This is a genomic window from Streptomyces sp. MST-110588, from assembly GCF_022695595.1.
Taxonomy (GTDB): Bacteria; Actinomycetota; Actinomycetes; order Streptomycetales; family Streptomycetaceae; genus Streptomyces.
On the sequence record NZ_CP074380.1, the window covers coordinates 7,647,755 to 7,671,162 of the forward strand.

General features: G+C 72.0%; 12 protein-coding genes and 4 pseudogenes. All 16 read right to left on the bottom strand.

The window, feature by feature from the left end; all coding sequences use genetic code 11:
- Position 1 precedes the first annotated feature (1 nt).
- Positions 2–1,294, bottom strand: a complete 1,293-nt coding sequence (locus KGS77_RS33260; RefSeq protein WP_242587829.1) for a DUF4910 domain-containing protein — start codon at positions 1,292–1,294, stop codon at positions 2–4.
- A gap of 113 nt (positions 1,295–1,407) precedes the next feature.
- Positions 1,408–2,433, bottom strand: coding sequence for an SDR family oxidoreductase (locus KGS77_RS33265; RefSeq protein WP_242587026.1), 1,026 nt, complete (start codon positions 2,431–2,433; stop codon positions 1,408–1,410).
- A gap of 3 nt (positions 2,434–2,436) precedes the next feature.
- On the bottom strand, positions 2,437–3,084 hold the full coding sequence (locus tag KGS77_RS33270) for a PIG-L deacetylase family protein (RefSeq protein WP_242587027.1): 648 nt from the start codon (positions 3,082–3,084) through the stop codon (positions 2,437–2,439).
- Positions 3,081–3,944 (bottom strand): glucose-1-phosphate cytidylyltransferase, encoded by an 864-nt coding sequence (locus KGS77_RS33275; protein ID WP_242587028.1) that lies wholly within the window; start codon positions 3,942–3,944, stop codon positions 3,081–3,083. The genes KGS77_RS33270 and KGS77_RS33275 overlap by 4 nt, the downstream gene beginning before the upstream one ends.
- Positions 3,945–3,957: 13 nt before the next feature.
- Positions 3,958–5,267, bottom strand: a pseudogene (locus KGS77_RS33280) (class I SAM-dependent methyltransferase).
- Positions 5,264–6,537: pseudogene (locus tag KGS77_RS33285) on the bottom strand (glycosyltransferase). The pseudogenes KGS77_RS33280 and KGS77_RS33285 overlap by 4 nt, the downstream one beginning before the upstream one ends.
- A gap of 13 nt (positions 6,538–6,550) precedes the next feature.
- Entirely contained in the window at positions 6,551–7,855 is a 1,305-nt protein-coding gene (locus KGS77_RS33290) for an O-antigen ligase domain-containing protein (protein WP_242587830.1), read from the bottom strand.
- Positions 7,855–9,378, bottom strand: coding sequence for a right-handed parallel beta-helix repeat-containing protein (locus KGS77_RS33295; RefSeq protein ID WP_242587029.1), 1,524 nt, complete (start codon positions 9,376–9,378; stop codon positions 7,855–7,857). The genes KGS77_RS33290 and KGS77_RS33295 overlap by 1 nt, the downstream gene beginning before the upstream one ends.
- A 12-nt stretch (positions 9,379–9,390) precedes the next feature.
- A pseudogene (locus tag KGS77_RS33300) lies at positions 9,391–11,426 on the bottom strand (alginate lyase family protein).
- Positions 11,423–13,609, bottom strand: a complete 2,187-nt coding sequence (locus tag KGS77_RS33305; RefSeq protein ID WP_242587030.1) for a bi-domain-containing oxidoreductase — start codon at positions 13,607–13,609, stop codon at positions 11,423–11,425. Before KGS77_RS33305 ends, KGS77_RS33300 begins: the two are co-directional and overlap by 4 nt.
- A gap of 25 nt (positions 13,610–13,634) precedes the next feature.
- Positions 13,635–15,563: an asparagine synthase (glutamine-hydrolyzing) gene (asnB, locus tag KGS77_RS33310; protein WP_242587031.1), complete on the bottom strand. Its 1,929-nt coding sequence runs from the start codon at positions 15,561–15,563 to the stop codon at positions 13,635–13,637.
- A 3-nt stretch (positions 15,564–15,566) separates the two neighbouring features.
- A complete protein-coding gene (locus KGS77_RS33315; RefSeq protein ID WP_242587032.1) occupies positions 15,567–17,129 on the bottom strand; it encodes a Wzz/FepE/Etk N-terminal domain-containing protein in 1,563 nt (520 codons plus the stop codon).
- Positions 17,126–18,522 (bottom strand): annotated as a pseudogene (locus KGS77_RS33320) (Wzz/FepE/Etk N-terminal domain-containing protein). Before KGS77_RS33320 ends, KGS77_RS33315 begins: the two are co-directional and overlap by 4 nt.
- Positions 18,519–19,799: a glycosyltransferase family 4 protein gene (locus KGS77_RS33325; RefSeq protein WP_242587033.1), complete on the bottom strand. Its 1,281-nt coding sequence runs from the start codon at positions 19,797–19,799 to the stop codon at positions 18,519–18,521. The pseudogene KGS77_RS33320 and the gene KGS77_RS33325 overlap by 4 nt, the downstream one beginning before the upstream one ends.
- Entirely contained in the window at positions 19,789–21,132 is a 1,344-nt protein-coding gene (locus tag KGS77_RS33330) for a nucleotide sugar dehydrogenase (RefSeq protein WP_242587034.1), read from the bottom strand. The genes KGS77_RS33325 and KGS77_RS33330 overlap by 11 nt, the downstream gene beginning before the upstream one ends.
- 100 nt (positions 21,133–21,232) lie before the next feature.
- Positions 21,233–22,699, bottom strand: coding sequence for a sugar transferase (locus KGS77_RS33335; RefSeq protein ID WP_347404560.1), 1,467 nt, complete (start codon positions 22,697–22,699; stop codon positions 21,233–21,235).
- Positions 22,700–23,408: the final 709 nt, after the last annotated feature.

The following is a 23,408-nucleotide window of genomic DNA, read 5'->3' on the forward strand; positions in this document are numbered from 1 at the left end:
GTCACGCCTTGATCAGCCCGGCGCCGTGCAGGGCGTCGGCCGCGGCGGCGACGGTGTCGAACGGCAGCCCGGACCGCTCGGCGACATCCAGCAGACCGTGCTCGCCGTCGGAGAGGCTGAGCACCCACAGCATGGCCATCTGGGCCTGCTTGGCGTCGCTGCGCCCGCCGAGCGCGTCGTACAGCCCGCGCCGGCCCAACTGCGGTTCGCCGTACGGGCTGAGGTTGACGTACCGCCGGTTGCGGTCCAGCACGGCGAACGCCTCGCGGCAGACGGCCAGCGTGTCCGCCATCGCCTCCGGGGAGACGAACTCCAGGTCGTCCGCCGAGGTGTGGTATTCGGGGTAGCCGGCGTACGGGGTCCGGCTGAGCGAACCCACACCGAGGTCGAACCCGGGCGAGCAGAACTGCCGCTCGTCGTAGCCGTACGGAGTGAACTCGATGACGCGGTGCGGGCGTCCGGAGGCGGCCAGCACATGCCGCATCACCCGGTCGATCTCCGCGTCACCGCGCCTGCTACGCTTGTACGTCACCTGGCCCGGGTCGCCGGCGCAGGCCAGCACCAGCCCGTGCTTGACCCTTCCCCCAGCTCTCGGCTCCGCTTGAGCAGGGGATACCCCATTCACCCGCTCCTTGTTGCGGGCCAGCCAGGTGATCGCCCCGATGGTGCCGGGCGCGAACAGGAACCGGTAGGTGTAGTACGGCTGCGCCTCGGCCAGCGCCCGGGCCAGGAACGTCGCCACCGCGATGCCGGCCAGGTTGTCGTTGGCCAGCGACGGGTGGCAGACGTGGCAGGAGACGATCACCTCGTCGGCGACCTGCCCGGGGACCACGTGCTCGGCGTAGGTGAGGTGGCCGTCGGCGAGCGTGGAGTCGATGCGGACCTCGTACTCGCCCTCCGGCAGCGCGTCCAAGGTCTCCTGGGACAGACAGAATCCCCAGTCCGGCTTGTAGTAGCTGGTGCGGTACGGCACCCAGCCCGGGTGCTCCGGCAAGGTGTGCAGATGGCCGCGCAGCTCGGCCAGCGGCATGGTCGCCGACACCGGCACGCTGTAGCCGAGCACGTGCAGGTTCGAGGCGGCGAAGTCGACGACCCGGCGGCCGGTGCTGTCGGCGATGTACGCGTCCTTGATGTTCCACTCCTGAGGCACCGTCCAGTCGAGCACCTGCGTCCCGGTCGGCACCTCGTGCACCTGGAGCGGGACGTACTCGCCGACGATCTCCAAGGTGGCGCGCACACCGTCGCCGGTGATGCTCCGGCACAGCGGGTACAGCCGCTCCACCAGCGCGTACATCTGCTCGCCGGCCGCGGTCGGCGAAGCCGCACCGGTCCCCGCAGCCACACCGGTCCCCTCAACCGCCCCGGACCCCGCAGCCGCCCCGGCCCCCGGCTGCTCGCCGGCCCCGGTCACCGGCGCCACCGCAGGGTGTCGTCGACCGTGCCCGCCTCGGACGCCGCGCGCAGCACGGCCAGCCGGGTGAAGCGCCGCTCGAAGCCCTCCCGGGTCAGCCCGTGTTTCCGGTAGGCGTCGGCGAGTTCGAGCGCGCCCTGCTTGACCGTCCACTCGCAGTCGAAGCCGGGCACCGCGGCGCGGAACCGGGAGAAGTCCACCCGGTAGGACCGCGGATCGGCACCGGTCTCCCCGGTGATCACCACCCGCGAGCCGACCACCGCCTCGGCGACCTGCCCGGCGATCTCGGCGACCGTGACGTTGTTGATCTCGCTGCCGATGTTGAACGCCCGGTCGTGCACCGCCTCCCGCGGCGCGGTCAGCGCGGCTGCGAAGGCCCGTGCGATGTCGACGGCGTGCACCAGCGGGCGCCAGGGGGTGCCGTCGGAGAGCACCAGCACCTCACCGGACAGGAGCGCGTGGCCCACCAGGTTGTTCAGCACGATGTCGGCGCGCAGCCGGGGTGAGTGGCCGAAGGCGGTGGCGTTGCGCATGTACACCGGGCTGAAGTCGCCGTCGGCCAGCGCGTGCAGGTCGTCCTCCACCCGCACCTTGGACTCCGCGTACGGCGTGACCGGGCGCAGCGGGGCGTCCTCGGTCACCAGGTCCGCACCGCCGGCGGCGCCGTAGACGGAGCAGGTCGACGCGTACAGGAAGCGCCGCACCCCGGCGTCGCGGGCCAGCCCGGCCAGCCGTACGGAGGCGTGGTGGTTGATGTCGTAGGTGAGCTGCGGCGCCAGCGCTCCCAGCGGGTCGTTGGACAGCGCGGCCAGGTGGATCACGGCGTCCACCCCCGCCACGTGATCGGCCGTGACGTCACGCAGGTCCACCCGGTACCCCGGAGGGTCCGCGGGCGGCGGGCCCAGCACGCAGTCGGCGAACAGGCCGCAGTCCAGCCCGACGACCTCGTGCCCGGCGGCCGTCAGGACCGGGGCCATCACGGTGCCCAGGTAGCCCTGGTGTCCGGTCAGCAGTACGCGCAAGGTTCATTCCCCCAGGTCGAGAGTGAGTTTGGTGACGGCGAACGCCTCGGCGTAGCGCGCATGGCATTCGATGCCGCGGATCCGGGCCAGGCCGAGGAAGGCCTCCCGGTCGTACCAGGGCCGGTGCCGTTGCGAGGGGTAGTGCTCCTGCAGCAGCCGCACCTTCTCCTCGGCGGTCTCCGGCGACAGCGGCTGGTACGCCGCCATACGGCCGAGATCGCCGTCCCACTTGACGATCTCGTAGCCGAGTACGAGGTGATCGCGGAACGCGGTGGTCACCAGCTTCGCCAGGCCGCGGTGATCCTGGTGCGCGTCATCGGTACGCGGAGCCAGCACGAGATCCGGCCCGGTCCGCTCACGCAGCTCCTCGACCGCGGCCTTGGCCTCGTCCCACTGCGCCGGCAGCCGGCCGTCCGCCAGCTTGAGCACGGTCAGCCGCAGATCGGCACCCGGGCAGAAGGCGGCCAGCGCGGCCTGTTCCTCCTGCTCCCGCTCGCTGCCGCCGCCGGTGAGCACCAGCGCGTCGATACGGACACCCGGCCGCGCACGGCACATCGCCAGCAGTGTGCCGCCGGCGCCGATGGCGATGTCGTCGCAGTGCGCGCCCACCGCGACGAGCCGGTCCAGGCGCCCGGCCCCGAGCCGGATCACGCGGTCCTCGCCGCGGCGCCGTGACTGCCCCCGGCCGCGCCCGCCTGCGCGCCGCCCCTGCTCCCCGTCGCGCCCGCCCCCGAACCGTCCCGTTCCCATACGGCCCACGGGCGTTCGCCCCGGGCGTAGGCGGTATCGAGCGCGGCCCGCTCCTTGACGGTGTCGGTGGGCTTCCAGAAGCCGCGGTGCCGGTGCGCCACCAGCCGCCCCAGCTTGGCCAGTCGGGCGCATCCGTCCGCGACCAGGTCCCCGTTCTCCGGGATGTGGTCGAAGATCTCCTGACGGAGCACGAAGTAGCCGCCGTTCTCCCACAGCGGCAGTTCGCTCACCGCGGTGATGCCTCCCACCAGGCCGTCCTCGCCCAGGTCCACGCAGTGGAACGAGGACTGCGGCGGCACCACCATCATCGACGCACCGGCGTCGCGCCGGGCGAAGGAGTCGATCATCTCGGGCAGCGGGGCGTCGGTGAGCACATCGGCGTAGTTGGCGAGAAACATCTCCTCGCCGTCCAGGTGGTGCCGCACCCGGCGCAGCCGCTCCCCGATCGGTGACTCGACGCCGGTCTGCACGAACGTGATCGTCCAGGAGGCGATGTCGGTGGACAGCAGCTCGGTCCGCCCGCCCCGCAGCACGAAGTCGTTGGACACCGTCTCCTCGTAGTTGAGGAAGAAGTCCTTGATGTGGTGGGCCCCGTATCCCAGGCACAGGATGAACTCCGTGTGCCCGAAGTGCGCGTAGTAGCGCATGACGTGCCAGATCAGGGGCCGCGGGCCGACCATCGCCATCGGCTTGGGCAGGTCGTCGGCGGCACCGCTGCGCATCCGCAGTCCGTAGCCGCCGCAGAACAGTACGACCTTCATGCTGCAACCTCATTCACGACGTGGCCTCGACAATGCTCAGTTCCGGGATGGGAAAGACCAGCCGGCCGCCCCAGGCGTGCACGAAGGACAACTGCTCGACCAGCTCGGCGCGCAGGTTCCAGGGGAGGACGAGCACATAGTCCGGCCGGTCGGCGGCTATCTGCTCGGGCGGCAGGACCGGGATGCGGGTGCCCGGGGTGAACCTGCCGTGCTTGTACGGGTTGCGGTCGACCGTGTACGGGAGCAGGTCGGGCCGGATGCCGCAGTGGTTGAGCAGGGTGTTGCCCTTGCCCGGGGCGCCGTAGCCGACGACCGTCCGGCCGCGCTCGGCCGCCTCGATGAGGAATTTCAGGAGGTCCCGGCGCACCTTGGCCACCCGGGCGGAGAACTCGGTGTACCCGGACAGCTCCTGCAGCCCGGCGGCCTTCTCCTTCTCCAGCACGTCGGTCATCCGCCGCGAGGGCTCGCCGGCCACCTCGGCCGGCCGGGCCCACAGCCGGATGGAGCCGCCGTGCGTGGGCAGCACGTCGGTCGAGGGCTCGCCGGCCACCTCGGCCGGCCGGGCCCACGCCGGATGGAGCCGCCGTGCGTGGGCAGCAGCTCGACGTCCACGAGCGCGAGTCCGCCACTGGCCAGCGCCCGGGCGGCGGAGGCGACCGTGTAGTACTGGAAGTGCTCGTGGTAGATCGTGTCGTACTGGTTCTGCTCGATCAGGGTCAGCAGGTGCTGCACCTCGATGGAGACCCAGCCGTCGTCGGCGACCAGGGCGCGCAGCCCCTTGGTGAACCCGGCCACGTCGGGGATGTGCGCGTAGACGTTGTTGGCCACGACCAGGTCCGCCGGGCCGTGCTCGGCGCGGACGTTCGAGCCGGTGTCCGGATCGAGGAACTCCGTGAGCGTGGGCACACCCGCCTCCCGCGCCGCGGCGCCGACGTTGACCGACGGCTCGATGCCCAGGCAGCGGACACCACGGTCCACCATGTGCTTGAGCAGGTATCCGTCGTTGCTGGCGACCTCGACCACGAAGGCGTCGGGGCCAAGAGCAAGGCGCTGTACGGCGTCGGCGACGAACGTGCGCGCGTGCTCCACCCAGGAGGTCGAGTAGGAGGAGAAGTACGCGTAGTGCGTAAACGTTTCCTCCGGAGTGATCAGCGGAGGGATCTGCGCCAGCCAGCAGTCGGTGCAGACCCGCAGGTGCAGCGGGTACGCCGGCTCCGGCCGGTCCAGTTGGTCCGCGGCGAGGAAACTCTCGCACGGCGGGGTCGCCCCCAGATCGACGACGCTCGCCATCGCCGCCGAGCCGCACAGTCGGCATCGTGTCACTTACTGCCCCCATTCCTGCCCGCGCGGGTGCCCCACCGCGAGCCAGTGCTTCTCTCCCCTGCCGGCGGCGGGCACTCCCCGCCGCCCGACCGACCCGCGATCGCGGTGCGGTACCCCTCCACCAGGCGCTCCAGCCCGACGGCCGGGCTGAAACCCTGCTCGTAACGGCGCCGGGCCGCCTGCCCCATCTCCCGGTTGCGGGCCGGGTCCGCCGTGATCCGGCGCAGGCAGGACACCAGCGAGGCGGTCTCGCCCGGCCGGTGCAGCAGCCCGCTCACCCCGTCCTGGACGAGTTCGACGAAGGCGCCGTGACCGGCGGCGACGGCCGGCACCCCGGCCGCCATCGCCTCCACGACCACCAGGCCGAACGCCTCCAGCCACGTCGAGGGAGCCACCACGGCGACCGACCGCGCGATGGCCTGCCGGCACTGCTCCCCGTCGTACAGACCGACGTACCGCACGTCGTCGCGGCCCGCCGCCCAGGCGGTCACCTCCGGCTCCAGCGGCCCGGCGCCCGCGACCACGAGCGGCACGCCCACCCGCCGCTCGCCGCGATCTCCTCCCACGCGGCCATCAGCAGCCGTACGCCCTTGGCCTCCACGAGCCGGCCGAGATAGAGCAGATGCTCGCCGGCGCCCGATCGGCGGGCGCCGGGATCGGGCACGAAGTTGTGCTTCACCACCAGCCGCCCGGCCGGCATGCCGGCCCGAACCAGCACGTCGCGCTGCGCCGCGGAGATGCAGAAGAACCGCTCCACACCGGACCACCACCGCCGCCGGTTGACCGACAGGCTGACCGCGAGCGGCACCGTCGCCAGCCGGGAGCCGCGGTAGCAGCCGTGCCGTACGGCGGGCAGCGGCGCCGACCCGACGCACTCGGTGCACGGCCGGCCGTCCCGCTGCAGCGTGCCGGGCGGGCAGACCTGGCCGTAGTTGTGCAGCGTGGCGACGGCCGGCACGCCGGCGTCGGCGCAGGCGGCCAGCACCGCGGGCGACAGCAGCGGGAAGACGTTGTGGATGTGCACCACCTCAGGGCGCGAGGTACGCAGCCGGGCGGTGAGCTCCGTGCGGACCGCCGGGTTCCACGGCACCAGCAGCGGCACCGCGGCCTTGCCCGGCAGGGACCGGGCGGCGATGTCGTCGCTGCGCCGCTGGAACAGCTCGACCCGGTGGCCGGCCGCGCGCAGCAGCCCCACTTCCTGGTCGACGACCTTGTTCTCGCCGCTCGGCTGGGCCGAGGAGTAGCGGTTGTGCACCACCAGGATCCGCATGCCGTGCATGTCTTCAGGTCACCTCCCGGTCCCGGGCCCACCGCGGGACACGTCGTGGGGGGAGTGCGGGCGCCGTCAGGGGCGTGGCCGCGGCGGGTGCCGCCAGCAGTGAGGCGGCCACGGCCAGATGCAGCAGATACGGCGAGGCGTCACCCAGCCCCGATTCGGTGTACGACGCGATCGTGCAGTAGCTGATCAGGAAGATCGCGCAGGCCCTCGGCAGCGACGGTGGCCGCAGCAACGCGACACCGCCCAGCACGATGACGACCGCCGCCACCAGGGCGACGCCGGTCAGCCCCTGCTCGTGGTAGACGGCCAGCCAACTGTTGTCGATCGGCAGCCCGCCGAAGGACTTGTCGCCCAGGCCCACGCCGAACAGCTCCTTCCCGGTCGTCCGGGGCTCCGCCAGCAGGGCGTCCCAGACGTTGGCCCGGCCGGTGAGGCTGGTGAGGTACTCCTGGCTCTGTCCGCGCAGGAACCACGTCCGCAGCGCGGAGGCGAACCCGATCGCGGCCACCGCGGCGCACAGCACCGCCCAGGTGAACAGCCGGCGGGCGGCGGCACTGGTCAAAAGGAGCGAGCCGATCGCCAACGCCAGCCCCACGAGCAGGCCGAGCGTGGCCGTGCGGGTATGGGTCAGCGCGAGCAGAACGAGTGAGGGCACGATGATCACCGCCGCGCTGCCCCTGTCGGTCCGCCGGCCCAGTACGAGCAGCACGGTGAGCCCGGTGATCACCGCTGCGTACTGTCCGATCTGCGGCGGGGTCAGCGGCCACAGCGCGCCGACCAGCCGCCCGCCGTAGAGCTCGGGCATGGCCGCGCCCGGTGAGACGAGCGCGCCGGCGGCGACCGACCCGAGCACCGCGAAGTACATCCGGATGTGGTGCCGGACGAAGGTCGTACTGCCGTCCCACCAGCGGCTGAGGAGCCACAGCGTGCTGACGAAGAGAGCCAGCCGGGCGCAGCGGAACAGCGCGCCGAACCCGGACTCCAGGTGCACGCTGGAGAGCACGCTCGGCACCAGCAGCAGGGTGAGCAGGAACAGGAAGGCGCCGCCTCGGATACGCAGCCGGAGATTGAGCGCGAGCGCCAGCGCGAACGCGGCGACCAGCGCCCCCATGGTGACCACTTGAATGAGGGAGCGGGGCAGTGGGATCACGGTCTTCGCCCCGGCGGAGCCGAGGGTGTTCAGGACCAGCAGGCCCCAGACGACCCCGACGGCCTTCGGCGTGCCGTCTGGGCACGGTCCGGCGCCGGGTCCCGTTTCCGCCGTGTCCGGGCCGCCCGGCAGCCCGCCGCGCCGCAGGTCCCCGCCCATCAGCGACCGGCCCACGGGTCGAGGGTGCTGCCCGCGTCCTGCCGGTACGGCGCGGCCTGCCACTGCCCGAAGTCCAGCACCCGGCTCGGGTCGTGGGCGACGAACTTCCACGGTCCGAGGTAGACGTTGTCGTGCCAGCGGTTGTGCTGCCCGCGGGTGATCGCCTCGGCCACCAGCTCGCCCTGGTACGGCGACCAGTCCGGATAGGTGCCGTAGTTGGCCAGCACCGCCATGCGGTCGCACCTGACCGTGCACTTGAGGACGGACTTGTCCAGTACGAAGCGGTTGCCGTGGATGTCCACCCGCTGGGTCTTCCAGCGGCAGTCGCCGTACAGCGGTGCGGTGGCGATCGCCGGCCGCGCGCAGCGGCGGGAGTCGCGCACCAGCAACGTACAGTCGCCGGTGGAGGTGTTGGCCGGACTGTTGCAGAACCGGTCGGCGTTCTCCCACAGGGTGATCCCGGACCAGTTGTTCTCCAGTACGTTCCGGTAGACCTCGATCTTGTCCGTGCGGGCCTTGATCCGTGGTTCGCCACCGGACTCGGACAGGTAGACGGATCCGAACGGGAAGCTGTCGCCACGGTCGGCGTACCTGCGGCCCTCGACCCAGTTGTTCCGCCGGATGGTGTTCTTCCGGATGACCGCGTTGTAGCTGGTCTCATAGATCAGCGCGGCACCGTCGTTGGCCTCCAGCACATTGTCCTCGATGCGGAAGTCGTTGTTGTTGGTGTCCGCCCACAAACCGGTTCCGCGGTTGCCGTGCACCCAGTTGCCGCGTACGTCGGCGCCGTCGACGGCCCAGAACTTGATGCCGCCGGTGCAGCCGCAGCCCGGCTGCCGACGCTCCCAGTCGTCGCGGTTGTTGGCCACGATCTCGTTGCCCTCGACCACCAGGCCGCTGATACGGCCGCTGTCCTTGTACACGTTCATGCCGTACTGCCCGTTGCCGCGCAGGCAACTGGCGCGGACCCGCTGGCCGGCACCGGCCATCAGCCCGGCGCCGGAGTTGTACTGGATCGTCGTGTGCTCGATCACCCATCCGTCGGCCGAGTCATGGTTGACCACGCCCTCGTTGTGCGGCGCGACGAAACCCTGCACGGTCAGGTAGCCGATGGTGACGTCGCGGGCGCCGCCGCCGAACGCGTACTGGTTGGTCCTGCGGCCGTCGAGCACCGCGCCCGGCGCGCCGAGGTAGCGGTTCCCCTTCTTGGGGACGACCTGGGAGTAGCGGTCCGGCTCCAGTCGGTGGCTGCCCGGCCGCAGCCAGAACGTGGTGTTCGCGGGGCTGCTGCGGGTCTTGGCGGCCAGGTCACCGACCACCGCGGGGTCGATGGTCACCGCGCCCGCCGGCGCCTTCGCCGGTCCGGCCGCGGGCTTGGCGCACACCCGGGCCACGGGCCGGGTCACGGACACCGAGGGCTGGGCGGTCGGCTCCGCCGGGGCGCCCGGCGTGCTCACACAGCCGGTCGCCAGCAGGGCCGGCGCCGCCACCGGCCACACCCAGTTCCGCCACTTGATCCGCACGCGTCCTCCCCCCTAGCCGCGGAACCTGAGTACGGTGGTGAAACCCTGCGCGCCGTCGGCGAAGCCGCTGCCGACCAGCGTGGTGGCGGGTTCCTTGCGCCCGAAGCCGGGGAGTACCAGCCCAGCCCGGGGTGGTCCCTGCTCGAAGAGCCCGGGGAAGAGCCGGTCCCGCTGCTCGAAGGGCCTGGGGAAGAGCCGGTCCCGCCGCGGTGCGCCCGCCAGCGCAACTGCCCGGGCAGGTCGAGCACCGCCGAGCGGTCCTCGCCGTCCCGGGTCCAGGTGAGCACCGCCCGGTTCCCCACCAGGTGTACGGCGATCGCCGGCCCGAGGTGGAACGCCAGGTCCACGGCCCGGCGCGGGCCGCGCACCTCGTCGACCACGCGCAACTCCCGGCTCGCGGCGGCCAGTTCGACCCGGCGGCGGTGTACGCAAGGCTGGTAGCCGTCGTGCTCGGCGCACCAGCGGGCCGTCCCCCCGTCCAAGGCGCCCGAGGTGTCCGCGACCAGGACCCGGCTGCGGGCGTGCCGGGTCCACAGGAACGGGCCGCCGGAGACGGACTGGTCACGGCCGTCCAGCCGCAGGGTGTTGTGGCCCAGGGTCGAGCGGAAGTACTGCCGCCACTCGGGCTGCCCGTGGTAGCAGAACGTCCCCGGGTCGGCGAGCACGTCGACCCCGTCGTGCCGGACCTCCACGGACAGCGCGTCCGCGTGGGCGTGCGCGGCGATGGACAAGAAGCCGTGCGGACCGCCGTCACAGCGGCACCAGATTTCCCCCGGGCCGCGCAGGATGGTGAGCCCCGCGTCGGCGAAGTGGGCCGGCCGGCTCGCCGGGCGGGTCACGGCCGGTGCGGTTCCCTTCGCCTGCGGCCGGATCAGTGCGGCCAGCAGGGGTGTACGTACATCCGTGCCGGTCACCGTCGGCCACCAGGCGAGCCGGCCGAACACGGCGTCCCCGGTGGCCAGCAGCGAAGCCCAGCGGTCGGTGCCCGCGCCGTCCAGGACCAGACCGTGACCGTCGTCCGCGTCCCCCTGACGCGGCGGTCGCAGATGACTGTCCACCACCGCCGCGAGCGCGTCGGTCATCCGCAGCAGCACCAGCCGGACCGGCGCGGGGACCGGTACGCCGGCGGCGTCCGCCTCGGCCACCGCGGCCAGGCCCAGCTCCAGCACCAGTCCGTGATACTCGGTGGCCAGCTCACGGTTGAGGCCGGAGGGGAAGGTGTTGCCGCGCAGATGCCGCTCCAGCGACCGCAGCGCGTCGGCCCGCCAGCGCGCCGAGGAGGGGAACCACCCGAACGCGCAGGCCGCCGCGAACTGCCCGGTGGCCTCGGCGATGACGTGGTTGTTCGCCGAGGACCCCCGGCTGGGAAAGGCGGCGAGCCAGCGCTGGTGGTGCCAGATCTGGCGGAGCGCCACCGGATTGCCCTCGAACAGCTCTGCCGCGCCCGGCCAGCCGTCGAGCAGCCGACGGATCCACACCCACGACAGCAGCCGGATGCCCAGCTCGATGCCGCTGATCCAGTGCACGCCGCGCAGCGGCGGGTTGGCCGCCCACCACGACCGCAGGTGCCCCTCCACCCGCTCGGCGTACCGCTCGTTCCCGGTGAGCGCGTAGGCGGCGGCGAGCACGGTGAGGTACTGATGCCGGGACAGCTCCCAGATCTGCTTGATGTCCCCGACCGCGTCCTCGTTGCGGTACGGCACGTCGAAGGCGTAGCCCCACGGAGCCCGGCGCCCGGTCTTCGGGTCGTACCACCAGTCCGGGTCGGCCAGGTCGTCGCGGACCACACCGAAGAACTCGGCGTGCCCGGCCACCAGCCGGTCCGCCTCGGCGATCAGACGTTTCGCGGCGTCCGGTGGCACCGCGGCGAGCGTCCCGGCGGGCAGGACCGCGGTGAACCGGGCACCGGCCACGCGCGGGCAGTCGGGCCGCGCCGAGCGCCACCGCCGCCTGCGCACCGCGTCGCCCACCCGGCCCGCGACCTCCTGCGGCCCCATCCGGGACAGCCGTCGCAGGTACCAGCCCAGGCCCCCCGGGCTCACCGTCATCGCGTCCTCGCCAACGTCACCGGCGCGCCGCCGGCCAGGCCGGTCTGCACAGCGAGGGTGGCCGCCGTGGTGGCGGCCAGCGACTCCAGCCGCACCGGCATCGGCCCGCCGGTCCGTACGGCCTTGATGAACGCGGCCAGCTCGGCGTTCTGTCCCTTGTCCCGGGCCTTGGGCAGCCGCGAGCTGACCCACCGCTTACGGCCGGCCGTACCGTCGAAGAACACCGAGGCGCGGACGAAGTCCTCCAGCCGCAGCGCACGGTTGTCCGCGACCAGGTCCAGCGTCTCCTTGGGGTAGGAGGCCGGGCCGGTGGTGAGGTAACTGATGGTGGCCGTGGACCCGTCCGGGTAGCGCAGTACGACCTGGAGGTCCTCGTTGCCGGGCGTGGCGAGCGCGTACACCGATGACGGGTCGGCCCCCAGCAGCCAGCTCGCCGTGTCGATGAAGTGTCCGCCCTCGCCGGCGAACCGCGAGCCCTCGGTGCCTTGCCGCAGGTACCAACTGCCGTGCTCCAGCCGGCCCGCGTTGACCAGGTAGCGCAGGTTCGCCGGGCCGCTGCGGGCGCCGAACCGCTGCCGGGCCTGACGCAGCAGCGGCGCGAACCGGCGGTTGAAGCCCACCTGCAGCCGGTCGTTGCCGGACTCCTCCACCGCCGCGAGCACCCCGGCCAGCTCCTCCTCGGTGAGGGCCAGCGGCTTTTCCACGAACACGGCCTTGCCGGCCAGCAGTGCTCTTCGGGTCAGTTCGGCGTGCGAGCTGTGCCGGGTGACCACGAACACCGCGTCGATGGACTTGTCGCCGAGTACGGCGTCGAGATCGGTGGTCGCCTCGGCGAAGCCGAACTTGCGCCGCGCGTTGGCCGCGGACAGCGCCGTCGTGGTGACGACCGTCGACAACGTGACGCCGTCGCGCTGTGCCAGGTGCGGCAGCAGCATGGAGGTGGCGTAGTTTCCCGCGCCGACGAACGCCAGGCGCACCGGCGTCCTGACGGCCCGGGCCGAAGTCCGCTCGACGTTCACCGCGGGCACGGCCACCGCAGGGGCCTGCGGTTTCGCCGCCTGTCCGGGGTAGCGGAACAGTACGGCCACGGCCTTCAAGTCGCCGTCCTCAAGACTCCGGTACGTCTCGACGGCGTCATCGAAGCCGGCGACGTGGGAGATCAGGGGCTCCACGTCGACACTGCCGCGCGCCAGGAGGTCCAGGAAGCAGGCCAGGTTGCGGCGCTCGGTCCAGCGCACGTAGCCGACCGGGTAGTCCCGCCCCTGGAGTTCGTACTCCGGGTCGTAACGCCCGGGGCCGTAACTGCGGGAGAACCGGACGTCGAGCTCCTTCTCGTAGTACGCGTTCCACGGCAGGTCCAGGCGGCACTTGCCGATGTCGACGACCCGGCCGCGGTCCCGGCTCAGCCGGGCGGCCAGCTCGACGGGCTGGTTGCTGCCGCCGCCGGCGGCCAGGTACACCTGGTCCACGCCGTGACCGCCGGTGAGCTCGGCGACGGCGGCCTCCACGGCCGCGGACGCGGGATCGCCGCAGGCCGCGGCGCCCAGACGCGCGGCCAGCTCGCAGCGCGCCGGGTCGGGGTCGGCCCCGACGACGCGGACCCCCGAGGCGGCCAGCAGTTGCACCACCAGTTGCCCGATCAGCCCCAGGCCGATGACCAGGGCCACGTCGCCGAGCTGTGACTCGCCGCGGCGCACCCCCTGCAACGCGATCGACCCGACGGTGCCGAAGGCCGCGTGCCGCGGCGCGAGGCCGTCCGGCACCCGGGCGTAGAGGTTCTTCGGCACCCAGTTCAGCTCCGCGTGCAGCGCGTGCTCGTTGCCGGCACAGGCCACGAGGTCACCGACCGCCACATCCTCGATCCCGGTGCCGACCTGCTCGACCACCCCGCACAGCGAGTAGCCCAGCGGCGTGTAGGAGTCCAGCTTGCCCATCACCTTGCGGTAGGTGGCGGGCACCCCGTTGGTGGCCACGCTCTGTACGACCTTGGCCACCTGGTCCGGCCGGGAGCGGGCCTTGCCCAGCATCGACATGCCGGCCTCGGACACCTTCATGAGCTCGGTCCCGGTGGAGATGAGCGAGTAGGCGCTCCGGACCAGCACGCCGCCCGGCTTGCACCCCGGTACCGGCACGTCGAGCAGCGCCAGCTCGCCACTCCTGTAGTTCTGCACAACCTGTTTCACCCGAGCTCCTCTTGTTTCCACGCCGTCAGGCCGCCTGTCTCCGGCCGGAGCCGGAGGTCGCGCCGCGATACCAGTACTCCAGGGTCAGCACGTGCCACAGATGCTTGGAGAAGTCCCGCTGCCCGGCGGCGTCCTCGGCGACCAGCCGCGCCAGCGCGTCACGGCGCAGGAACCCGGAACGGACGAGCAGGCCGTCGTTGACCACCTCGCGCACCAGCGGTGCCAGATCCCGGCTCATCCAGGCGCGCAGCGGGGCGCTGAACAGGCCCTTGGGCCGGTAGACGATCTCCCGGGGCAGGACCGAGGTGGCCGCCTCCTTCAGGACGGCCTTGCCCTGCCGTCCGACGATCTTGCGATCGCCCGGCACCGCGAACGCCGCCCTGACCACCTCGACGTCCACGTACGGCACCCGTACCTCGGTCGAGGCGGCCATGCTCGACCGGTCCGTGTACGCGAGGTTCAGGCCCGGCAGGAACATCCGGGCGTCCCCCAGGCACATACGGTTGACGAAGTCGTCCAGGTCGTTGTCCTGGTAGATCTGGGCGTGCTCGCTCAGCACGTCCTGGACCGTCCGGGCCAGGTCCGGATCGACCAGGGCGAGCAGCTCCTCCTCGTCGTACATGGTGTAACTGCGCCGGAACGCGGTCTCCTCGGGCAGATCGGCGAAGGAGAGGAACCGCTTGGCGAAGCGCACCGACCGGTACCCCCGGCGGGACGTGGCGACCGGCAGCCGGTCCACGGCCGCGGACACCCCGCGCCGCAGGGGCCGCGGGACGCGCTGGTAGCGCAGCGCGAGCAGGTTGGCCAGGTGCTTGCGGTACCCGGCGAACAGCTCGTCCGCCCCCATCCCCGAAAGCATCACCTTGACCCCGGCCTCCCGGGCGGCCGAACAGATCAGGAAGGTGTTGATCGCGGCGGGGTCGCCGATCGGCTCGTCCAGGTGGTACGTCATCCGCGGCAGCAGGTCGAGCACGTTCGGAGCGATCTCGATCTCGTGCAGGTCCACGCCGAACCGCTCGGCCACCTGCCGGGCGTAGCGCAGGTCGTCCGGCATCGCCTCGAACCTGGCGTCCTCGGCGCGGAAACCGATCGTGTACGCGGAGATCCCCGGCTGGTGGCGGGCCGCGAGCGCGGTCAGGTAGCTGGAGTCGAGACCGCCGGAGAGGAAGGTCGCCACGGGCACGTCGGAGAGCAGGTGCTGCCGGGTCGACTCCTCGACGATGGCCGCCAGGTCCGGCTGCTCACCGGCCCGGGCCTGTTCCCGGCCCTCGGCGGCGACCTCCTTCAGGTTCCAGTACCGGCCACGCTCCACCCGGCCGTCGGGCCGGAACCTGAGCCAGCTCCCCGGCGGCAGCTTTTCCGCCTCACGGAACGCGCAGCGCGAGTCCGGCACCCAGTAGTACAGCAGCGAGGCCACCAGCGCCGCGGGGTCCACCTCCAGCGACCCGCCACTGATGGCGGCCAGCGCCTTGAGCTCGGAGGCGAACACCAGGCCCGCACCGCGCCGGAGCAGGAACAGCGGCTTGATGCCCAACTGGTCGCGGGCGAGCACCAGATCACCGGTGCGCTCGTCGAAGACCGCGAAGGCGAACATGCCACGCAGCCGGGGCAGGCAGTCGGTGCCCCAGCGCCGCCATGCCTCCAGCAGCACCTCGGTGTCGGAGGTACCGCGAAAGCGCACCCCGGCGGCTGCCAGCTCGGCACGCAGTTCGGGCGCGTTGTACAGCTCGCCGTTGTACGTCAGGGCGAGGCCGCCGGAGACCATCGGCTGGGCGCCGGTCCCGGACAGGTCGATGATGGCCAGTCGGCGGTGCCCGAGGTGCACCTCGCCGTCACCGGCGCGGTGGCTGTAGCGGCCCGCCCCGTCCGGGCCGCGGTGGGCGAGGACATCGGTGAGCCGGTCGGTCACGGCCTTCCCGTCCGGCCACCGGTACGTACCTGCGATGCCACACATGTCCTACCGCGCCTCCTGGTCGCTGTCCGGGATCCGTGCGGCCGGCCCCGACCGCCGCTCCGTCCACGGCCCGCCCTCTCCCACTGCCTGAACGGCGTGGGAGGTACCGCCACCGTTGCGCCGGGCCAGCCACTCGAAGTGGCCGCGCAGCGCGGTGCGCTGCCCGTCCCACAGCGTGCCGTCGGTCCGGTCCCGCGGATCGGGGTCGATCAGCACCACACCGATCACCGCCACGCGCAGGTCCGCGAGCTGCCGCGCCACGGTGTGCAGCCAAGCGGCGCTGCCGTGCCCGGCCCGTACGACCAGCACGGCCCGGCCACCGAGCCAGGGCAGGTCGGTCCACGCCGTGCCGGGCGCGACCGAGCCGACGCCGAGCCGGCGCACCCGGTGCGGCAGGGCCGCGGCACGCTCGCCGCCGACCACGGCAGGGTCTCCCGGCTCCTGGCGGCTGTTGGCGAGCTCCGGGCCGGGCAGCCCGTCGACGACGACCACCTGCTCCTTCGCCGCCAGCGCCCTGGCGAGGTTCAAGGCGATCACGCTCGCGCTGTGCGCACAGCCCAGTTCCAGCAGCGACACCGGTTCCGCGGAGCCGCGCACGATGCGGGCCAGGGCCGCGGTGAGCCGTTCGTACGCCGCCCGGGTCCCCGGGCGCTGCCGCAGCCCGGCCGGCCGGCGGGGTGCGCGGCGCAGCTCCGCCATGACCGAGGCACCCAGGTTCACCGCGATCTCCCGGCGCAGTACGGGACGGTCCGCCACCACCGCGCCGACCGCGGCCAGCGCGAGCCCGAGGACGAGCCCGAGGACGGATCCGATCGCGGCGTTGGTCGCAGCGGCCTTGGGCAGGGAGTGCCGTACCGCGCGCGGGGCGTCCACGATCTGCGTGCCGGCGACGAGCCGGGGCGTGCCGGTGCGCGCCTCCGAGGCGCGCTGGTCGAAATCGGCGATCCGCGAGTTGAGTTCGGCCCGGCGGGCGAAGAGCGACTCCAGGCTCGCCGAGGCTTTCGGGTCGCCCTTCGGCGACCGGTGTCCGATCGCCTTGTTGACCTGCGCGAGCTCCTCGCGCATACGGTCACGCTGGTCGAGCAGGGCCGTGGCCTCGGCCGTCGCTGCCTCCCGCATCCGCCTGATGTGGTCCGCGACGAACGCGTCGGCCAGCGCCTTGGCCCGGGCCACCGCTTCCGCCTCACTCCCACCTGTCACATCGATCTGCAACAGGTTGTTGGTCAAGCCGGTACCCCGGTAGTCCCCCATGAAGTCTTCCGGCTCTTGCGGGGACTTCAGGGACGCAAGGGCCTGGCCGGCGATCCGCGTGGTCCCCAGCAGCGCCACATCGGTACGGATCAGCGTTCCGGTGTCGTTCGGCTGGTCCTCCTTGTGCGCGACCAGCACCTTGGTCACCGCGGTCGGCGGTGGCGGCAGCAGCACCGCCACCGCCGCGCCGACCAGCAGCCCTAAGAGCACCATGGAGCACCACAGGCGGCGGCGCCTGCGCACCGCCGCCACCAGCGCCTGAAGGTCCAGCAGCGGAGCGGCCGGCGAGGACTGCGACGTCGTGTCCGTCGTCACACCGGGCCTCCCCTCGCGTGGCCGTGCACCGCGAGTGCCACCGTGGCGTTCTCCGGAGGGCGGCCGGCGGACCGCGCCGGACGGGCCCGGACCGTACCGGCGAGGACGGTGCCGACAAGCTCGTGCCCGGCGTCCGTACACGCCTGGGCGATGCCGGCGAGCTCCTGCGCGGTCCACAGGCCCGCGCTGAGCACCACCAGGGCACCGGACTCGGTGCCGCGGTCCGGCACCATCGGCCGGGCCACCGAGACCTCCACCACCCGCAGCATGGGACACCCCCTGCTCGACGAGCTGGGGGAGGATCGCCGGCGGCCTCGGCGACGAGCTGCCCGGCGGCCCGGCGGGCGATCTCGTCACCGTCCGGTACGACGACCAGAAGCCGCCGGGAGACCGGCAGATGGTCCCGGAGTCGGGCGCACACCCGCCGGTAGCGGATCCGCCGGGCGGCCTCGCCGCCGGACGGCTGCGGGGGAGGCACGTCCCACCGGGTCTCCACGCCCAGCAGCCAGCGGATCCAGGCCCGCACGCCACGGCCCTTCGGCCGGTGCGCGGGCCGTTCATCAGGTACGTCGACGCCCCCCAGCAGCGCCGAGCCGAGCGCCGCGGCGATCTCCGGTCCGGTGCGCGGCCGACGGCTGCCCCGTGCGGCGGCGAGATGGCCGACGACCCCGAGCAGGAAGAACAGCAGTGCCCCGGCGAGGACGAGCTGCGCCCTGGTCGGCGCCGCCTCACCGGCCGGCCGGGCCGCCGGCCCCATGACGACCATGCCGGCCTTCTTGACCGCCGGGTCGGCCTCGTCCAGCTTCTTCATGGCCTCCTGGAGCGCGGTACGCAGCTTCTCCAGCTCGGTGCGGGCCTGCACGCTCTCCACGGTCCGCCCCGGATCGGCCCCGTTCGCCAGGTCGCTGATGCGGCGGTTGGTCTCCTCCATCTGCTGCCGCAGCGCCTCGGACCCCGTCACCGCTTCGGGGTCGGTGCTGTCTCCCGCGATCCGCGCGGCGAAGGTGACGAATTGCTGGGCCACCTGGTCACAGAGCCGCTGCGCGTGCTCCGGTGTGTCGGCCGTACCCGAGATCTTCAGGATGTTCCCGTCGGTGGCCTTGGCGCTCACCCGCTCCCGCAGCTCGGCGCCACTGCCCCCGGTCCAGCGGAGCATGGCGGCAGCCCGGTCGACCACCTCCGAACTGGTCGCGATCTCCGCCTGGGTCAGCAGCTCGCGCTCCTCCCACTGCCCCGGCAGCAGCACCGATGCCGAGGTCGTGTACGTGGGCGGGAACAGCAGACAAACGCCGTAGCCGACGAGCGCGCCCACCAGGGCGAGGAGGGCGAGAAGCCGTCGGCGCCGACGGAGGATCCGCCCGATCGTGGCCAGGCGCACCGGGTCATCGCTCAACGGCGCCGCCTCCTTGGCGCCCGGACCGGGCCGCCCGCCGGCACCGGGGCGTGGTCACGGCAGGCGGCGGCGTAGGCGGCGAGCAGTGACGCCTGCGAGTTCCGCCAGGAAAGCTGTCCGCCGATCCGTTCCCGGCCGATCTTGCCCATCCTCGCCCGCTCCTGGGGATCGTCCAGCAGCCGCGCGATGAGTCCGGCGAACCCCGCCTCGTCGTTGGCGGGTGCGTAGAGGGCGGCGTCACCGGCGGACACTCTCGCCTCCCGCAGGTCGAAGGAGACGATCGGCCGGCCCATCACCATGTACTCCAGGACCTTGTTCATGGTCGACACGTCGTTGAGCGGATTATGCGGGTCGGGGGAGAGGCACACGTCCGCGGTGGACAGGTAGCGCACCAGATCGGCGTCGGGAATACGGCCGGTGAACTGCACCTGCTCCTGGAGCCCGAGCCGCCGGGACAGCTCCACCATCGCCTCGAAGGTGTCGCCGGCGCCCACGAACACCGCGTGCCAGTCGGTCCGCCCCAGCTCGTCACGCAGCTTCGCCAGGGCCCGCAAGGCGTAGTCCACGCCGTCCTGCGGGCCCATGACGCCGAGGTAGCACAGCAGATGAGGCTTGCCGCGCTTGAGCTCCGGCTCGGGCGGTACGGGGTGGAACCGCTCGGTGTCGGGCGCGCTGCGCACCACGAAAACGTCCTTTGGGCGCCGGCCGCCACGGCGCACCGCGACGTCCCGGTAGCTCTCGTTCGTGGCGAGCACGACGTCCGCGGCCCGGTAGGTCAGCCGCTCCAGTGCGCACACGGCGCGGTAGAGCAGGTCCTCGCCGCGGCCGAACCGGGAGAGGTACAGCTCCGGTACCAGGTCGTGCTGGTCGAAGACGAACCGCGCGCCGCGCCGCTTGAGCCACAGTGCCGGCAGGAACAGCAGGTCGGGCGGGTTGCAGGCGTGGACCACGTCGACCGGGCCGGCCTTCCGGGCCAGCCGGGCCGTATGCCACAACGCCGATCCGTACTCCCGCAGATAGCCGGCCGGCCCTCCGGTGGCCGCGCGCAACGGGTAACGGTGGATCCGTACCCCGTCGATCTCCGCCTCCGGCTCCGTGTCCCGCTTCGTGCCCTGCGGACAGATGACGTGCACCGTCCAGCCCGCGTCGCGCAGCGTCGTGCACTCCTGCCACACCCGCCGGTCGAACGGCACCGACAGGTTCTCCACCAGGATCAGCGCGCGCCGTCCGGGCCGGCCGCCGCCGGGTGTCCCGCGAAACGATGTGTCACCAGGCAAGGCCCACGTACCCCGGTTCGGCCCGGCGCGCCTCGGCGTCGGGGAGGCGGACGAGATCGACGATCACCGGACCGTCGCCATGGGGCAGCGCCGAGAGCACGGCCGGGTCCTTGGTCCCGACCAGGCACACCTCGGCGTGCTGGAGCACCTCATCGACGGAGTCCGCGAGCAGTTTGGCCAGGTGCGGCAGCCGGGTCTCGATGTATTCGCGGTTCGCGCCGAGCAGCCGGGACAGGCTGACGTTGGCGTCGTAGATCTTCAGGTCGTACCCCTTGCCGAAAAGCCTCTCCGCCAGCTCGACGAGCGGGCTCTCGCGCAGGTCGTCGGTGCCGGGTTTGAAGGACAGCCCGAACAGGCCCGCCCGGCGTCTGCCGGTGCGCTCGACCAGTTCCACCGCGCGCTCCAGGTGTGCGGAGTTGGAGGGCAGTACGTGGGAGAGGATGGGCACCGAGACGTCGGCCCGCCGTGCCGCGTGGACCAGGCTGCGCAAGTCCTTGGGCAGGCAGGAGCCACCGAAGGCGAAGCCGGGCCGCAGGTAGGCGGGGCTGATGTTCAGCTTGCGGTCGGCCAGGAACACATCCATCACCTGGTGCGAGTCCACCCCGAGCGCCTGGCACACCGCGCCCAGCTCGTTCGCGAAGCCGATCTTGAGGCCGTGGAACGCGTTGTCCGCGTACTTGATCGCCTCGGCCGTCGGCACCGGCACCCGGAACACCTCGCCGGGCAGGTCCTCGTACAGCGCCGCCACCACGTCGCCGCTGGCCGGGTCGAGTTCGCCGATGACCGTCTTGGGCGGATCGAAGAAGTCCCGCACGCTCGTGCCCTCGCGCAGGAACTCCGGGTTGACCGCGACCCCGAAGTCCACCCCGGCCGTGCCGCCGACGTGCTTCTCCAGGATCGGCACCAGCAGGTTCAGACAGGTGCCCGGCAGCATGGTGCTGCGGAAGACGACGGTCCGCCGCCCACTGCGCCCACTGGGCCCACTGCGCCCTTTGAGGTCCGCCAGCGCGGCGCCGATCTGCTCGGTGACTCGCTCCAAGTACGTGGTGCACAGGCTGCCGTTGGGCTCCGAGGGCGTGCCCACGCAGACCAGCGACACCTCACTGCCCATGACCGCCTCGCGGACGTCGCCGGTGGCGCGTAACGCTCCACTGCGTACGACTTCGGCGATGAGCTCGCCGATCCGCTCCTCGACCACCGGGGCCTTGCCGTCGTTGACCAGGTCGACCTTCACCTGGTTCACGTCCACCCCGATGACCTGGTGACCCATGCCGGCCAGGCACGCGGCCGATACACAGCCCACGTAACCGAGCCCGAAAACGCTGACCTTCATGACCCGTCCCTCCCCCCAGGCAGGCCCCGGCGGCCTGCGGTTCTCGCACCGGCGGGACCGTCGGGCCGCAGCCCCCCGCACATCAGTAGGCCCCCCGGCATCAGTACGCCCCCTGCCCGTAGATCACCGCACGCAGCGTCTTCCACAAGATCACTGTGTCCAGGGCGAGCGACCAGTCCTCCACGTACCGCAGGTCGAGGCGGACCGCCTCCTCCCACGGCAGGTCGCTGCGCCCGCTGATCTGCCACAGGCCGGTGAGTCCGGGCTTGACCAGCAGCCGCCGCCGGATGTCCGGGCCGTAGGCAGCGCACTCCTCCGGTAACGGTGGCCGCGGGCCGACCAGCGACATCGATCCGGTGAGTACGTTGAAGAGCTGCGGGAGCTCGTCGATGGAATACCGGCGCAGCACCGCTCCCACCCGGGTCACCCGCGGATCCCGGCGGAGCTTGAACAGCAACCCCGCGCCCTCGTTGAGGCCGGCCAGCTCGGCACGTACCGAGTCGGCCCCGACCACCATGGTGCGGAACTTGATGATGGTGAACTCGCGGCCGTCCTTGCCGACCCTGCGCTGGCGGTAGAACGCCCCGCCCCGGCTGTCCGCCACCACCAGCAGCCCGACGAGCACCATCAGCGGCGCGAACAGCATCAGCAGGACCGCCGCGCCCATCCGGTCGACGACCTCTTTGACGGCTCTTCGCCCGCCGGTGAAGGCCGGCATGCTGACCCGCAGCAGCGGAATCCCGAGCACCGCGTCGACGTGCAGCCGCGGACCGGCCACCTCCATCAGCACGGGAGCCACGACCATCTCGGCATCGCTGCCTTCGAGGTTCCAGGCCAGCCGCTGCAGCCGGTCCGGTGACCAGTGCGGGTCCGGTGTGATCGCCACGACGCGGTAGCCGTCGCGGCGGACGTGGTCGGCGACGTCCGCCAGTTGACCGACCACCGGCACTCCGTCCAGTTGGTCACCCTCGGGCCCCAGGCCGTCCGTCGTGCACACCGCATCCACCCGCCAGCCGAGGTGCGGGAACTTGCGGGCCCGGGTGATCAGATCGCGCACGGTCGCCGGGCTCCCGGCAGCGAGCACCGGTCGCAGACACCGTCCTTCCTTCCGCTGTTTGTGCAGCCACAGGCGCAGCAGATACCGCGCGGTCATGGTGACGAGCGTGATCGCGGGAATCGCGACGAAGATCCAGAGCTTGATGTTGCGCGAGGTGAGGGCGATCCCGCCGAGCGCCAGTACGACGGCCGCCGCGAACAGCGAGCGTCCCAGCCGGCGGAATTCCTCGGCGCCCTGGCCGAGTACGGCCGGAGCCCACGCCCGGCTCACCGCAAGCGCTCCCAGCACCAGCAACTCGGTGCCGAATGCGAGAATGCCCCATTTCTCGTGCCAGTTGGCCGCGTCCCGGGCACCGAAGAAGATGCCGATCGCCGCCACCACGAAGGCGGTGGCCACCGTATCGCTGATGATCACGGTACGGCGGTACCGCTGCTCCCAGTCGATCGCGGGCCGGCTGATCGCCGCCCCGTCCGTAAGATGCCCGCGCGCCGACGCAAACGGGCTGACCAAATCCCCCTGCCGCACAGAACCCCCCCAGGTCGCCAGTGGTTCGACGTGCTCGCCTCGCACTGTTCCTCGGGAGGCCCCGCCCCCCGCGCCGCGCTGTTATCTCCCCTCGGGAGGCCCCCGCCCCCCGGCGCATGACATCCCGGTTCTTTCGGTGCTACGTGAACAACCCGCCCTGGCGACAGCGGATGCGCATGTCCTACCAGACTCTTGAGGCGCGCGGGAACCCGTCGAAACCTCGGATGCTCCCCGCACCCAAGACCCTCTCAGGCTCCAGAAATTGATCACCCCCACGTCTGATGCCGGGGACGTGACTGCTGGCTGCTCGTAGCACCGGACCTATTGATCACTTTTGGGCGCTTCATGTCCGGTCTGTCGAAGCACGGTCAATTTAGACCATCGAGGCCAGTATGTAGAGAGGCTGTGTGCAAATTGTGTCCAGGCTTTCAGACTGGACCCGCCGGTCGGTTATCGCCTCCAGACGCCTGGACGCCACCACGCGCCTTCTGTGACGCCCGGTTCGGCCGCGGCTTCCCCCCAGCACTGATCGGCGAGCCGCAACGAGCCTCCCGTGCCTCCTGCACCGCCCGGTTGGGCAACAACTTCCCGTCGGCTTCGTTCGCAAAGCTGCAACAGCAGATGCCCGCAGCAGGTGCCCACAACGGATACCCACAGCCGATGTCCACCGGCTCCGGCAGCACCCGTCACCGGT

Bases quoted from the DNA above. Each gene is read 5' to 3' on its own strand.
- KGS77_RS33260 (WP_242587829.1), bottom strand. From the start codon at position 1,294: ATGTACGCGCTGGTGGAGCGGCTGTACCCGCTGTGCCGGAGCATCACC.
- KGS77_RS33275 (WP_242587028.1), bottom strand. From the start codon at position 3,944: ATGAAGGTCGTACTGTTCTGCGGCGGCTACGGACTGCGGATGCGCAGC.
- KGS77_RS33290 (WP_242587830.1), bottom strand. From the start codon at position 7,855: ATGGGCGGGGACCTGCGGCGCGGCGGGCTGCCGGGCGGCCCGGACACG.
- asnB (WP_242587031.1), bottom strand. From the start codon at position 15,563: ATGTGTGGCATCGCAGGTACGTACCGGTGGCCGGACGGGAAGGCCGTG.
- KGS77_RS33330 (WP_242587034.1), bottom strand. From the start codon at position 21,132: ATGAAGGTCAGCGTTTTCGGGCTCGGTTACGTGGGCTGTGTATCGGCC.